14 protein-coding genes and 6 pseudogenes are annotated in these 12980 nt (G+C 44.4%); 10 read left to right on the top strand and 10 right to left on the bottom strand.

Going from position 1 to position 12980, the window contains the following annotated elements:
* Window positions 1-152: 152 nt before the first annotated feature.
* Window positions 153-875 (bottom strand): SPI-1 type III secretion system guanine nucleotide exchange factor SopE2, encoded by a 723-nt coding sequence (sopE2, locus tag LDB27_RS09370; RefSeq protein ID WP_000182069.1) that lies wholly within the window; start codon window positions 873-875, stop codon window positions 153-155.
* 683 nt (window positions 876-1558) lie between these two features.
* Between sopE2 and LDB27_RS09365 the strand changes: the two genes are divergently transcribed.
* Window positions 1559-1954, top strand: coding sequence for a DUF1398 domain-containing protein (locus LDB27_RS09365; protein WP_000422883.1), 396 nt, complete (start codon window positions 1559-1561; stop codon window positions 1952-1954).
* A gap of 327 nt (window positions 1955-2281) precedes the next feature.
* Window positions 2282-2758: a hypothetical protein gene (locus tag LDB27_RS09360; RefSeq protein ID WP_225519939.1), complete on the top strand. Its 477-nt coding sequence runs from the start codon at window positions 2282-2284 to the stop codon at window positions 2756-2758.
* Window positions 2759-3145: 387 nt separating this feature from the next.
* On the opposite strand, the gene LDB27_RS09355 is transcribed toward LDB27_RS09360, so the two are convergent.
* Complete coding sequence (locus LDB27_RS09355) at window positions 3146-3565, bottom strand: GNAT family N-acetyltransferase (RefSeq protein ID WP_000354406.1); 420 nt, start codon at window positions 3563-3565, stop codon at window positions 3146-3148.
* 128 nt (window positions 3566-3693) lie between these two features.
* Window positions 3694-3894, bottom strand: coding sequence for a hypothetical protein (locus LDB27_RS09350; protein ID WP_000007801.1), 201 nt, complete (start codon window positions 3892-3894; stop codon window positions 3694-3696).
* A gap of 39 nt (window positions 3895-3933) precedes the next feature.
* Between LDB27_RS09350 and LDB27_RS09345 the strand changes: the two genes are divergently transcribed.
* Both LDB27_RS09345 and LDB27_RS09340 read left to right on the top strand, forming a co-directional pair.
* Window positions 3934-4203, top strand: a complete 270-nt coding sequence (locus LDB27_RS09345) for a hypothetical protein (RefSeq protein ID WP_077906414.1) — start codon at window positions 3934-3936, stop codon at window positions 4201-4203.
* 165 nt (window positions 4204-4368) lie between these two features.
* The gene (locus LDB27_RS09340) at window positions 4369-4509 is read left to right on the top strand and encodes a hypothetical protein (protein WP_001604859.1); all 141 of its coding nucleotides are present in this window, start codon (window positions 4369-4371) and stop codon (window positions 4507-4509) included.
* Between the two features lie 145 nt (window positions 4510-4654).
* Here LDB27_RS09340 and LDB27_RS09335 read toward each other — a convergent pair.
* A pseudogene (locus LDB27_RS09335) lies at window positions 4655-5007 on the bottom strand (transposase); the annotation flags it as partial.
* A gap of 90 nt (window positions 5008-5097) precedes the next feature.
* A pseudogene (locus LDB27_RS23935) lies at window positions 5098-5169 on the bottom strand (DNA polymerase V); the annotation flags it as partial.
* On the opposite strand from LDB27_RS23935, the pseudogene LDB27_RS09330 reads away from it, so the two are divergent.
* The 4 genes and pseudogenes from LDB27_RS09330 to LDB27_RS09315 all read left to right on the top strand — a co-directional run.
* A pseudogene (locus LDB27_RS09330) lies at window positions 5156-5722 on the top strand (fimbrial protein); the annotation flags it as partial. The pseudogenes LDB27_RS23935 and LDB27_RS09330 overlap by 14 nt on opposite strands.
* 790 nt (window positions 5723-6512) lie before the next feature.
* The gene (locus LDB27_RS09325) at window positions 6513-7427 is read left to right on the top strand and encodes a DMT family transporter (RefSeq protein WP_046380654.1); all 915 of its coding nucleotides are present in this window, start codon (window positions 6513-6515) and stop codon (window positions 7425-7427) included.
* A gap of 132 nt (window positions 7428-7559) precedes the next feature.
* On the top strand, window positions 7560-7718 hold the full coding sequence (locus LDB27_RS09320) for a DUF5993 family protein (protein WP_000480735.1): 159 nt from the start codon (window positions 7560-7562) through the stop codon (window positions 7716-7718).
* 9 nt (window positions 7719-7727) lie between these two features.
* Window positions 7728-8342 carry a disulfide bond formation protein B gene (locus LDB27_RS09315; protein ID WP_000848064.1) on the top strand — a complete coding sequence of 205 codons (615 nt, stop codon included), beginning with the start codon at window positions 7728-7730 and terminating at the stop codon, window positions 8340-8342.
* A gap of 326 nt (window positions 8343-8668) precedes the next feature.
* Here LDB27_RS09315 and LDB27_RS23930 read toward each other — a convergent pair.
* Both LDB27_RS23930 and LDB27_RS09305 read right to left on the bottom strand, forming a co-directional pair.
* A pseudogene (locus tag LDB27_RS23930) lies at window positions 8669-8815 on the bottom strand (helix-turn-helix domain-containing protein); the annotation flags it as partial.
* 674 nt (window positions 8816-9489) lie between these two features.
* Window positions 9490-9615, bottom strand: coding sequence for a hypothetical protein (locus LDB27_RS09305; protein WP_000457876.1), 126 nt, complete (start codon window positions 9613-9615; stop codon window positions 9490-9492).
* Here LDB27_RS09305 and LDB27_RS09300 point away from each other — a divergent pair.
* Both LDB27_RS09300 and LDB27_RS09295 read left to right on the top strand, forming a co-directional pair.
* Window positions 9606-9807: pseudogene (locus tag LDB27_RS09300) on the top strand (IS3 family transposase); the annotation flags it as partial. The gene LDB27_RS09305 and the pseudogene LDB27_RS09300 sit on opposite strands and share 10 nt — an antisense overlap.
* 377 nt (window positions 9808-10184) lie before the next feature.
* Window positions 10185-10385 carry a PagK family vesicle-borne virulence factor gene (locus tag LDB27_RS09295; RefSeq protein ID WP_031615635.1) on the top strand — a complete coding sequence of 67 codons (201 nt, stop codon included), beginning with the start codon at window positions 10185-10187 and terminating at the stop codon, window positions 10383-10385.
* Between the two features lie 96 nt (window positions 10386-10481).
* Here LDB27_RS09295 and LDB27_RS09290 read toward each other — a convergent pair whose 3' ends face one another.
* From LDB27_RS09290 to LDB27_RS09280, 3 genes and pseudogenes are all read right to left on the bottom strand, one after another.
* Complete coding sequence (locus LDB27_RS09290) at window positions 10482-11768, bottom strand: tail fiber assembly protein (protein ID WP_223173010.1); 1287 nt, start codon at window positions 11766-11768, stop codon at window positions 10482-10484.
* Window positions 11769-11808: 40 nt separating this feature from the next.
* Window positions 11809-12376 (bottom strand): annotated as a pseudogene (locus LDB27_RS09285) (phage terminase large subunit family protein); the annotation flags it as partial.
* Window positions 12363-12854, bottom strand: coding sequence for a DUF1441 family protein (locus LDB27_RS09280; protein WP_000348547.1), 492 nt, complete (start codon window positions 12852-12854; stop codon window positions 12363-12365). The gene LDB27_RS09280 and the pseudogene LDB27_RS09285, both read right to left, overlap by 14 nt.
* Between the last annotated feature and the right edge of the window lie 126 nt (window positions 12855-12980).

The following is a 12980-nucleotide window of genomic DNA, read 5'->3' as shown; positions in this document are numbered from 1 at the left end:
TTATTTTAAGTTTTAAGGGTATCCATTTGATTTTTATATTAAAATAAATATGACGACGTTTTGTTAAAAGCGTCGCCATAAAAATGAATATATAGTTTCAGAAAATCTGCTATTAATTCATACGGTTAATAGCGGTATTGTGTTTGCTATCTTCAGGAGGCATTCTGAAGATACTTATTCGCAATATTTTCTATAGTTAACTGAAATTGTTGTGGCGTTGGCATCGTCCCCTTATTAAACAGCGGCGTAACTTCTTTCATAACGATTTTCTCAGCATGCGCTTTAAAAGACACCTGCTGATTATGATTTATAAACATATGCGGATATTTAATGCTCGCTGCAGCAATGAGGGGGACGACAAAAGGATTCGCCCCTGCCCCACCTGGAGTAAATACGCCGTTTTTCATCTCTCCAGGTAGCCCCGCATTCTGCGCAGCCTCTCCTATCTCTTTCAGAAATGGGGTAATACTGATCCCTTTACTGATGAGTAATTTACAACATTGATCTTTATTATTACTGTACACGGCTGCTAATATGGCTTCGCATGTCTGACGAGCATAGGCCGGATCTTTACTCGCATTACCTTTGATATCCAGGCTATTGAGCTTTTGCAGCATAAAATCTTTAACAGTTTTACTGGTTAATACTGCCCTCCCCTCAGAGGCGCTCCCACGATGAAAATGGGTAGTCGGTATGTCTGTTTGCAGATGCAGGCTAAAGCGATCTGACAAACTCGTCGACAGGCTGATAAAGCTATTTCTAACGGCAGTAATACTTTTTGCAAAAATGTCCTTCTCCGTTGTTTTTTCTTTTACTGGTTCAACGTCACTTCTATGGATTCTGTAGTGCTGGGTGGATAGTGTTATGTTAGTCACGGTAGTTCTCCTTTTAGATAACTATGCATAGCTACACTTTATTTATATTTCTTGCTTTCAAAAAATAGCCACCTTCTCCACAACCATTTTTACTCATTGATCTTTATAAATTTTATTTTCCTGATGGATTTTGTTCTTCTGTCACTTAGCCTGTTTTTTTTCGGCGCAAGGTGATCGACTTTTATCGAGGAACATTTTTATCGGGACAATCCTGAACAGGCAAAACATCACTTCAATTCAACTGCTGCGTCACACAAAACATTCATGAATATTATTATTTATGCTGATGTTGTTACGATTTTGCCCCCATTCACAGGCTGGCGACCAATTATCCTGCCAGCGAGTTAGCCGCTTTTTCAAAACCTATAAAGTCGCCATGCCAAACCTCTCCGCCACTGTAACCCTTATCTAAATATCAATTAATTAACTGATTTTTATATATTATGACTTTTCATGGCGTTCAGAAAAACTACAAATGAAATGGATTGACTCATCTATTAGTGGTCAAAAAAACGCGCTACGAGAAATAATCAGTAACAATTGCAACACTATTCCAATCATAACGTAAACTATATGATACCAGACGATTATTATTGCTTTTAGGTAACATCTTTGTATGGCTGCTTTTAAGCAACAATACTCTAACACAACATATAACATTATAACTTACAATAGGTTAACAAATGGAATTACAGCTTATGCTTAACCACTTTTTCGAGCGCGTCAGAAAGGATGCAAATTTCAACGCATTTCTAATCGATCTGGAATATAATAATATCGCTTATTACATCTATTTTGTTGCTACCGGTAATGTGAAAATTATCACTCATGCAGGCCACTTCATTTCTATTAAAAGCAATAGAAAGCTGATTAAAGTCAATTCGACACCAAATACGCAATTAATAAAATTGACTTCAGCCAAACACTTTTCGGGGGAACATTCCTATGAAAAATACTGTGCCGATCTGGCAACAGCAGGCGTTTTTAAATGGATTGTTGAATTAAACCAAAAAACTCGACAATACTGGTCGAAAGACAACCAATTATTATATATAGAAAATGTGGTCATGCCGCTTTAACAAGCCAGGGTAATAATAGCGTCAGTCGTGACATTCGGCGTGTTACGACTGCGGATTATCCATTTGAGACCATAATGAGAGTCTGACTACGAGAGTTACCCTGTGCAGTCCGACCGGCGCAGCAACGTTTGACACGATTCCCGACAACAGCATCTCCTGGTGCAGGAGAAATGATTTTCAAAGCGATATCGACTAAAAGCTCAAAATATTTGCCTGCTATTTATATTCTATCTAATTAATACCCTCCAGGAAGTGTGGCATAATTGCAGAATCTGTCAGGATTCCGGGAGCATACCGGAGCGTAATCGAAAAACCATCTGGAGATGTATGAGCACGGATGAAATCAGTTATCAAATTCTTTACCGGTACTATCTGGAAAAGCTATACAGTACCCTTACCAGAAGAGTAGATAACGTGCTGTCATTTGCCCTCGTTTTTCTCGGGGTCGGCGTCACCATAAACGTCGGGAGTCCCTTTATTCTGGGGCCAGGCATTGTGGGTATCACCATACTAAAAAGAGTACTCCGCTTCGGCACGCGATCAGCACAGGCCGATCGGCAGTCCCGCGCCTGGCTGAAACTTTTTAATACTCAGCACCGCTTTCCTTCAGATAAGACACTGTTCCTTGCCTTCACATCGCTTGAGCAAGACACGAGCATAGTATGGTCCATGCTTATTGGTCCTGCCATCGTCATGACTGAGACCGCCCTCGGAAAAACGCCCATTGAGCCATTGACGGTGGGTGAAAAACTCTGTGCATTTTTGAGCGGCGCGACGAAATCCCAGCCAGCAGATCGCAATTGAACTGTCTTCTAAACGCCTGTGCCATACCACAGAGATTTAGTATAAAATTAATTAATGGAGTACTAACGCTGTCAGCAGGTTTCTCTGAGTGAAAGATTCGTATTATACGCACAGCCCAGTTTACAGTTTATATAACAGCGCAATATGTTTTTGTATCCGGACCATGCCGCCTACAAGCGACTGTCTGAGTACCTCTAGCCGTGCCATGGGGTATTAGCTCAAATGTGAGCTGACATATCTATGGCACAGCGCCAAACCTAATCTGACTGTCCGCCCTGTGCCAGAAGCGGACGCTGATCATGGTGTGTTAAGGCCAACAATACGATATATTTTAAAGTCACCTGATTGCAGCTTTCATAAAACTATGGGTATTCAAATGCAGCAAAGCTATAAACCAGGCTTAATTAAATAATGCCTTTGCGAACCTACTTTAGGAAAGTCCGGTAGCGACATTTGAAGTATATAACCCTGTTTTTCATAAAAAGGGAGAGCCTGGAAGCTAAAGGTATCTACAAGTCCATGAACACAGCCTTTCCGCAAACCTTCTTTTTCGGCCATCTCCATAAGTTTGCTCCCCAGACCGTTGCTCCTTGCAGATTCACTTACCCAAAGATAGTCGATGCAGAGCCACGGACCTTTTCTGTCAGCAATTAATCCGCCTACCATTTCGCCGCTTTCGTTTCTGCAGTAGACCCCAAGCTGCCCATTTTTACTAAAATCGACGAACTGAGCATTGTAGCGTCTTAATCCGGTTAATAGTTCTTCTTTATCAAATTCAGTAACTTGATGTGTAATTTGAATGTCCATACATATCCAATTGAACAAGTTTGCATTTGGAATATAACGTTATAAGTAAGTTAATTAAATGTATCAATAGAAAGTTTATTTTTACTTCTGGGGGCAGGTCACGTCCGCTACTCGCTTCAAGCAGACTGTCAGTTGGAGTCTGAGCTGGTACAATTAATGTGCCACTGGTTAGAAATCAGTAATACGATTTTATCAGGCTGATGCTCTGGCCTGTCAGGATTTGAGGTATCCACCCGGTTTACCAGCACCCTGTATTTGGCACCGGTGGAACCCACTTCCCGATCCAGGATATCCAGTACCCACCACCGAACCTTTTCCCCAAAAGACATGAACAACCTCAAGCGCCTTGTCTGGATGATAACCACGGTATGAAGTTTGATAACGCGTGGAATCAGGGCGTTTGGTACGCTCTCCGTTCAGCAACTGGACGCCCTTCTCCCCAGCCTTTCAGCGTTGAATATTTGCCAGCGCTGGGTGAAGAGTGTAGGCGAATTATGAAAATCACTTCTGCCGTTTATACTTCGAAAAAGACGTTATCAAAAAGGTGGTTCGCAAGCGCGGAGTTATTAAATCTTTACTTAACGAAATACGGTTTAAGTTGCTTGAATTGCAGCAGAAAGAAAACGACGGCTTGCTGATGCTGGACAAATTAAACAAGCATGGCATCAATGGACTGATACGCCGTCAATAGAAGAAAGGGAGCATGGACGATCCCGTCACATCACCAATCACAACGGAAGAGCACAAAACAGCATTTCACAGCGTAAAGGATAAAACACGATGCCATTTTCAATCAAAAACATATGTTCAGGTCCACAAGGACACTATCCAGAAATCTCCAGACCTATACAGGACAAGCCAGTACCGAGGAATTGCACACTGACCTCAACAACATGCAAAATACAGGACTATACAGTATTCAGCAGATGTTCCTGCAGTTTTGAAATGCGCCCACCCGGTGCAGAAGAAAGAACCCCACGACTAAAATTCTCAGCAACGGAGCTCTCATGGCTATCTAAAACAATAGAAACAGAGATGCGCAACACAAAAGAATGAGCCTGTCAGTAATTCTGTGTAACTGCCCAGTTATTAAAGGTGATCGCTCAGGTGGTCACCTAACTTGAGAATAAAACGACTCACTACCAGTTCTGGATCGGCATACTCCATTTTTTCGACGCATCCTTGATCGCCAGATAAATAACCTTTCGTACCGAGTCATCCGTTGGGAACACCTTGCGTTTCTTAATCGCGGCACGGATCACGCTGTTCAGGGATTCGATTGCGTTTGTCTTGTAGATGGCCTTGCGGATATCCGGCGGATAACTGAAGAGCGTATTGAGGTTTTCCCGGTGCGCACGCCAGCTTTTGCTGATTTGCGGATATTTATCGTCCCGGACTTTCGCGAACGTATCTAGCGCCATCAGAGCCGCCTCTTCGGTCGGGCCTGAGGCCGCTGTTACATATTAATTAAGTGATTTTAACGATTAGAATACGTTATTTTTGATTCTAATAGATTCAATTAGCTATCACTTTCCCTTCCCGTCTTTTGCGTTAAGATGGTCCAGTGCTTCCATCAACTTCGCACTACCGGCGCGCGGCGCGTTATGTAAAATCACAGATTATCCTGCGATCGTGAAAATTCCCCCTGTCGCCGTCGGCGTATTAGCCGCCGGGGGGAGTAGCCAGGTACCTTTCCACGTCAGCCTCGAATGTGAGTCCGGCGCCGTATCCAGCCCCCGTCCAACCATTAGTGCCGCCAATGTCGCAATGGGGTTTGTCGTTAATCAACCCACCGCCGTGGCGGTGGCTCGTCGCCTGGGGATAACCGCATCCGCAGGCGGTCTGTCGTGGCTACTGGACGCCCATTATGGCGACCCCGGCGTAGCTTCCGGAGTGGGAATTCGCATCTATAACGATGCCGGTACGCCGATTAATCTGTTGCCCGATCGTATCAGGACGGGCATCGGCAACGCCCGAGGCTGGTATGGCTATAAAGATTTAACCACACGGGTATCATCCGGTTCAGTAGAAACCTACAGCGGTGATTTTACTGCCTCACTTGAGGCGATCGGCGGACAAACAGTAACAGCAGGAAGCGTTAATGCGCAATTACAGGCATCGCGTCGTAGTGTGTCTGGCATCTATATTACGTTATAAACTGTTTTGCTCTGGTAACCCATTATGTTCTGCGGCTACGTAATGGTTTTTACAAGCTCTGGTGATGAATCTGACTCAGAACAAATTCTTCCAGGTAGCCGTACGGCCAGGAGAAGTAATTTAGAAGCGGATCACAATTTTGTTAATTGATTAGATTTTATCCCAAATGGCGCCAGTATTAAGGTCGCCATATAAAAACATTCTATTACAACGAGTTATCTCCTCCTGCCTCCGCCCCGGCGCAAAGCTATAGTTTTTTCTATCTCCTTGTGAAACAAACAATTATTCTTGCTATGGCGCTGATTAACAATCGTTCGCGGGCAACGTACATTCAGCGAGTTTCAGAGCTTCCTGACGGAATTCAGCCGGTGCTGTTTCCGGGGCTTCTTACTGGTTGATACAGATCCTACCTCTTACTTGAGAATTTACTCATTTAGCCGTATGTCCATTATGGGTGGATAAGATCATTTATCATCGTAAGGGTTGAAAGCGATAAGTTAAACCTGTCCTGGCTCAACAAGGGACCCGACTAATGATGAGCTCTTCATCTTCAAGGCGTTTTATGCCTTCCAGCAAGAATAGACATTAAATCGACAACTGCTGCCAGGTCTTACAGGCGCAGTGGACAATCGTGTGGTAACAGCCTGAGTCATTTATTATTTTTCTCATTCAGCATAACTGCGTCTTCTGATAGAGAAATTTTTATCTAAACATATAAAAAACACAGTGAAGAAAACGCTACTTTTTTCTAGCTAAAAAGCTAAATTAATTTTTTTACGGAGAGGATCTTATGCGCAAGGTGTCGATATCTATATTATTCATGCTAGTTTCACTGACCTGGGGGACTACATGGTTGGCCATGCGAATTGCCGTTGAAACTATCCCTCCAGTGTTTGCAACCGGAATGAGGTTTATGTTTGCAGCACCTTTTTTAATCATCATTGCATGGTTAAGAAAAAAAACACTGTTGTTTCCTCCCGGACAACGATTATTCCAGTTTGTGATATGCATCTTTTATTTTTGCATTCCTTTCTCACTAATGATTTATGGTGAAACCTATGTCAACTCTGGGCTTGCCGCCATTATCTTTGCGAATATGCCTGTGGCCGTTTTGATAGCATCGGTTTTGTTTCTAAATGAAAAAGCGAAACTAATGCAGATCGCGGGATTAACTATCGCAATCACTGCATTGACGGGGATACTTCTTGAAGAAACGAATACAAGTACAGAGAGTCACTGGCAGGGTATCACTGCACTTATTTCTGCTGTGTTAATCCATGCCATAATATATACACAATGTAAGAAAAGAAGTTGTACTGTCTCTGTTATCACATTTAATGCACTCCCGTGCCTTTTAGCTGGGTTGATACTTTCTGCGACAGGATGGTTTTTTGAAAGACCACAAGTATCAACCTTCTCAGTACACTCAATATTAGCTACCCTGTATCTCGGGGCTTTTGCTGGAGTTTTTGGTATCCTGTGCTACTTTGCGCTTCAGCAAAAGGCTAATGCCTTCCAGGCTTCGCTTGTATTTCTTATCTTTCCGCTGATTGCGGTAAGTCTGGAAGACTATATTTATGGATATGCTATTTCAACACACTCAATGCTGCTTATTATACCATTAGCTATCGGGATATTTCTTACTCTTGTCGCCAGAAATATCCCTGTAACCAGCCGATGCCGGGATAATTCATCACAGAAATAATCGATTTATAATAACGCAAATAATTCCTGATGCCTTACTGAGCTCCAGCTAATGCGGGGTGGATAAGCTGGAATACAGACCCGGTAATACACAGCGATTATATTAACAAGCAATGTAATAAAGGAGTTTTTTATGTTCATGTTTCTGCCATTCTTGCTTGCACTGAGCGTGGCAATGGGAGCCATAAACAGAAAGGATAAAGTCAGCTACATTCTGTGGGCCGTTTTACTCATCGTCACTATTTTATCATTCATCCATCATATGACCAATTCGCTGACTTTGTCATTTTAAGGAGTGTGTATGAAAACGCATCATCATCCAACAACATTTGTTCATCTGATTAATCAGATGGGACTCCTTGGGATATGCGTTGCTCTGGTTGTAGCCTTTTATTATCAACTCGTTAGGCATGAGCTGCCTTGTCCAATTTGCTTATTACAGCGGGCTGGCCTCATCATCGCCGGTTTTGGCTTTTTATTTAACCTCTGCTTTGGTCTACGAGGTATACATTACGGGATGGTAATTATTGGCAGTATCCTGACCGGAGTTATGGCATCCCGGCAAATATGTTTGCATATCATGCCCGGTGACACAGGATATGGTTCTGCATTTTTTGGATTACACTTTTATACCTGGACTCTGATTACGTCAATTCTGATTATTATTGCTGTTGCGGTAATTCTGGCAATCAGTAGCATGAATGTTGCATTTCGTTCATTGAATATTAATCCGGACCTGTTCAGTATTGTCGGTTGGGTATTTCTGTTACTGATTACTGCCAACCTTATTTCAACTGTACTGGAATGTGGCGGAGGGGAATGTGCTGCTAACCCGGTCACATATAAGCTACTGTCGAAACAGGATATTGCCTTTCTGAAAACAGGCCTCCTGACGAGGACAGTTCTCCGGTTATGACGCACTTTTAAAATGACTGATTGGTAAATATATAGCAAGCACCTGTCTTGTAGAAATTGGAATGGTTATGGGCTAACACGGAAGTTACAGTAACATTGAAATGTTGCAATAACAGGAATCAAACTTACAACCTTCGCATTACGAATTAGTAGAATCACATTTAACTAACTCTTTCAAATACACATTTCCGCATTCACATTGCTCAACTCAATGGCACATGATGTTAGAAATAGAATGATGCTTCACCATGTTTGACACAAAAATGGCACACCCTATAAAGCATCCACAGCACATATTTGGGTGGCACGCACCGTGGAAATACTGCATTACCCTAACACAGGGAATTTTCTGTACAGCGTCGACAGCCCCGCATCATAAATAATCGCTACCTGCTGTCGCGGTACTCCTGCCCTAATAAGGCCCCCTGCCTGCGCCCATTGCTCCGGCGTCAGTTTTGGCCTACGGCCACCAATGTAGTGGCACTGTAGTGGCACACTGGGTACTGAAGCAATGGCCACAACTGGCGCTTGATGCTATCAGCCAGATAACCTTCCAGATGGATAACAAACATAGCAGCTATCCTGTCTGTATCGGAATTGTAAAACCAGACGTTGACCATCTTCATCAAGGTTAAAGGAACAAAGAGCTCTTTAAAGTAACTCTTTGTTCCATTACGATAGTTTAAATATGATGTTCTGAATGGGCCTTCACTACATGAACAGGAAAGGCTCAGGATAACCACTTCTCAGACATTAAAAGCAAATGAGAAAACCAAGGGGGCCTAAACCTGCCGCCAGGGAACAAACCTTTGCACAGTCTGCAGTGCTACCACCGTCCCCTATGCACCCCAGGGCGAACGCTGGCTGGGCAGCAGACGACAACAGCAGAAGAGTTGTTATGAATAAAACTTTACGTGATTTAATAAGAGAAAACATATTATTACCCTCATAGTAAGCAGTATTAAATAAGCCGGTATATATCTGATGTTCAATCAGTCCCTCATATAGGGTTAGCACCATAGCGAGTCGTTTTCACAAAAAACACAGACTGTTGAAACTTTATTTATCACTTTGACATTTGCAATACATGACACATGATTAGCTTCAGCCGCCATTATAGGGAAAGCTCCATTTCCATACTCATTTACTCACTTCTCCCTGCGGAAAAAGAAATGCAGTATAGCCAGCGTGGTGCTTTTGCTGAAACCAGGCGCGAGCAACACGGCAATGATGATCGGCGTCAGAATGAGTTCGGAATCGGCATTGGCAAACAAGGCGCACAGTCGTTAATACCCACCAGCAGTTCCGCCAAGACTGCGACAATGTCGTAAGAGAGGCCTTCAGCCAGGCAAAACAGCGCTACGGTGCGCCCCGGCTTGCTGAGGAAGTGAACCTGGGGCCTGAGGTACAATGTAAAAACGATAGCGTCCAGCCTGCGCCATCAGGGTCTGCGGCGATCTCAGTCCGGAACAATTTGAAAACCAGAACCTCGCTTAAGGCTGTGTCCACAATACGCGGACAGGATCAAAACTGTTAGTGTGGCTGGCTTACAAGAATGAAGTGAAGTTGATTGATATAACAAACACTCCTGATAATGTTAACTGGCCTGTTCCTCCGGGGGAGCGAGCCAGCCATGATTTGAAAAGCACATGAAATCACTTTCACATGAATTAATTTACATTGGAAATAAAATATAATAGTGCTTATCATTTTTATTTAAGTTAAATATTTTATAAATGGTTTTTATTTACTCACCTGATGGTAATGAATAACGTTTAACATCTATAGTAAAGGATGCTGTAACCGTAAGGATAGTGTGCCACAATTTAACAGGTAACATATTATGAAACACGTTAAGAGCGTATTTTTAGCAATGGTTTTAATATTACCATCTTCACTATATTCTGCTCTTACAATAGCGGCAGACTCTCAAGATCATAAAAAAGAAGAAACAATTAAGCCAATACCTCAAAAGTGGTGTAATCTTTGGCCTACTGGCATGCCCTTCCCTGAAGATTGGTTTAAAATGTGTAGAGGTTATTGAGTATAAATTTAATATACTAACCAGTAACCATATCAGTTATGACAGACAGGCCTTCTTCATATTTGCTATAAATAAGGCCTGAGTTTTCCTGACAAATTATAAACTACTGGCTGGTTTCTCCGGCCAGACAGGCTTTAAAGTATCAACACGGTTTACCTGTACCCGGTACTTTCTCCATGCCAGAAGAGAAGCTTTTTCTTTATCGGTTGCTCCGTCCAGATCCACTGCATCCTGTAACGGCGCGATTTTTTCAGACGCTATTTGCAGGCGTCTGTTTTTCGTTCCTTCAGCTTCACGAAGTCTGGCTGCGGCCTCCGCAGCTTCATCATTCACCCAGACCTGAGCCTTACTATCCCATTTTTTGTATCCACCACCTGGTGAAACTGATGTGACGTTTTCAGGTAGCGGACCAAGATCGGAGATATAAACCTGATTGCCGGTTGTTTTTGTCCCTAAGTCGGTATCCTGCGCCCGCGCGGTGTGCGAGTGCGATTTGTTGCCGTCCATCTCCTGAGAAAGTACAGCTCGCCCACTGGTGGGTTTACCTTTGATTGTCCAGCCTCGCATGTCAGGGATAATGCCGGACGGATACGCTATAGCCAGTAACGGGTAAGCAGATTTATCAAACAATTGCCCCTGCATCAGAGCGTAACCTGCCGGAGTAGCATCAGACGTCCATGCTATCGCCACACCTACTGGATACGAATCCGGTGGCGGATTTAGTGAGGTGTAGAACATCGCCCATTCTGACCACTCAGCGTCGGCGGTATCTCGATGGCTGCGAATATATGCAGACGCAGGAGCACCATTAACCCCACGCCATCCGATTAATATTTCTCCATCACCGATTCCGGTCAGACACAAAATATTCCCGTATTGCGTTGGATAACCGTTATTGTAAACCTCGCCCATTATCAGGCCGCTATCACTGCCTCTTGTCGTACCAGTCAGTGCCGGAAGCGCGCCGCGTGATGCCAGTCTGTTCGCTGCAACAGCCGTACCTGATGCAGGGAGCGCTCCGATATTTTGTACAAACAGCGGCTTTTCCGGAATATCGCCACCATTCTGTGATTTTTGTAACGCATCGGCGGCGTGATTTATCGTTTCCCGTAAACCAACATATTCGATAAGACCATCAGCGCTTTTTCCTGACAGCGCCGTCAGGGTTTCGTCCAGCGGCTGCTTGCCCGCCAGTTTATTCAGTACCGTGATGGCAAAGTTCGGATCGTTTCCCAACGCGTCAGCCAGTTCCTGCAGGGTGTCCAGCGCTTCCGGCGCAGAACCAACCAACTGCGCCACTTTCGCAGCCACAAACGCTGCCGTGGCAATTTCAATACCTGCAGCTGTGGTTTCCGGCATTGGTGCCGTTGGCGTACCGGTCAGTGCTGGACTGTCCAGCGGGGCTTTGGTCTGTACCTCACCCATACCCCACCATGTTTTCCATCGCGGACTGGAACCAGTCGCCGCAGTGTGGACAGGGCCAGTACCACCGACGGCGATCGCCCCGGTTATAAAGAGAAAGAATGCCTGTCGTGGGTGGGGCCTCGTGCGGCGAAGAACGCCGCCATTTCACATCGGTGATTTCCCGACCAGGCGAACTCTCTGCCAGTGTCATCCCCGCAGACATAAAGGTGGTGGTACGTTTGGATGCCAGGGAAAAACCATCTCCCTCGCCATCAATATCTTCAGGGAAACGGTCATAGTCGGTCAGCGCCACCCGCTTGTAATCCGACGAAGAAAAAACGGTTATGGACGGCCAGCCAATTTGCAGGAATGAACCATCACGAAACATTTTATCGTGGACGTTGTTGTCATTTCGGGAAGGACTGAGACGCTAACGTGTCATCCCAAGGAACCGCCGTATTGGCACCGCGGGGAACAAACATAAATTGTTTTATTCCTTCCGCTACCGGCATTCTGCGTGGAGGCCTGAGATATTCAGCAACCTCCCGGCGTACTGCCGCTGCGGAGCCATATTTATTCCCCGTCATCGTCTGCGGTCTCCTGTATTGCCTTAACTAATAGTATTCTGACCTCATCCACCACATCCTGGGCCTCGTTTAGCTGATCCGCAGACCATCCCTTATCCCTTTCCAGTTTATCCGGCCAGACTTCAAGTACCTGCGTAATGGCCTTGACTATCGCCGCCATTTGTTGACGGACTTCCGGCAACGGGACGACCTGCTTCATCTCTTTTTCCAGCCAGAAACGCCCCTTTTCGGAGTCAAACCAGTTCTTACGCTCTTTTGGAGTCATTTTATTCGGGTCCTGATGTTCAGCAGCCTGGGAAACGGGCGTTTCCATCAGTACGCGGATCACATCCGTCAGGAGATACAGCTTGTTTTTTTCATTGCTTCCCAGTGCCAGGGGAACGCCCGAGAGGCGACTGACAACCGTCTGTCGATGTAACCCTGTAATAGCGGCAAGCTGACTGATATTGCATTTGAGGTTCTTCAGTTCGCCGTCCATTTTTACCTCTGGGGCTGTTTCTTAGCGCGCCTTCCCCCGGAAAAACAAAATATGATGAACAAAAAACATACAAATCATCACCTTTTAAAAAAATGACATTAAAACAGAGAGTTACAACATGATGAT

Source organism: Salmonella sp. JXY0409-18, assembly GCF_020268625.1.
Taxonomy (GTDB): Bacteria; Pseudomonadota; Gammaproteobacteria; order Enterobacterales; family Enterobacteriaceae; genus Salmonella; species Salmonella enterica.
Note: the sequence above shows the minus strand (reverse complement) of the source record. Positions and strands in the feature narration are given on the sequence as shown.

Coding starts and splice junctions, on each gene's coding strand:
- LDB27_RS09355 (WP_000354406.1), bottom strand. CDS start 3,565: ATGGACATTCAAATTACACATCAAGTTACTGAATTTGATAAAGAAGAA.
- LDB27_RS09365 (WP_000422883.1), top strand. CDS start 1,559: ATGGAATTACAGCTTATGCTTAACCACTTTTTCGAGCGCGTCAGAAAG.
- LDB27_RS09320 (WP_000480735.1), top strand. CDS start 7,560: ATGTTCATGTTTCTGCCATTCTTGCTTGCACTGAGCGTGGCAATGGGA.
- LDB27_RS09315 (WP_000848064.1), top strand. CDS start 7,728: ATGAAAACGCATCATCATCCAACAACATTTGTTCATCTGATTAATCAG.
- LDB27_RS09360 (WP_225519939.1), top strand. CDS start 2,282: ATGAGCACGGATGAAATCAGTTATCAAATTCTTTACCGGTACTATCTG.
- LDB27_RS09340 (WP_001604859.1), top strand. CDS start 4,369: ATGTTCAGGTCCACAAGGACACTATCCAGAAATCTCCAGACCTATACA.
- LDB27_RS09280 (WP_000348547.1), bottom strand. CDS start 12,854: ATGGACGGCGAACTGAAGAACCTCAAATGCAATATCAGTCAGCTTGCC.
- LDB27_RS09345 (WP_077906414.1), top strand. CDS start 3,934: ATGAAGTTTGATAACGCGTGGAATCAGGGCGTTTGGTACGCTCTCCGT.
- LDB27_RS09325 (WP_046380654.1), top strand. CDS start 6,513: ATGCGCAAGGTGTCGATATCTATATTATTCATGCTAGTTTCACTGACC.
- LDB27_RS09295 (WP_031615635.1), top strand. CDS start 10,185: ATGAAACACGTTAAGAGCGTATTTTTAGCAATGGTTTTAATATTACCA.
- LDB27_RS09350 (WP_000007801.1), bottom strand. CDS start 3,894: ATGTCTTTTGGGGAAAAGGTTCGGTGGTGGGTACTGGATATCCTGGAT.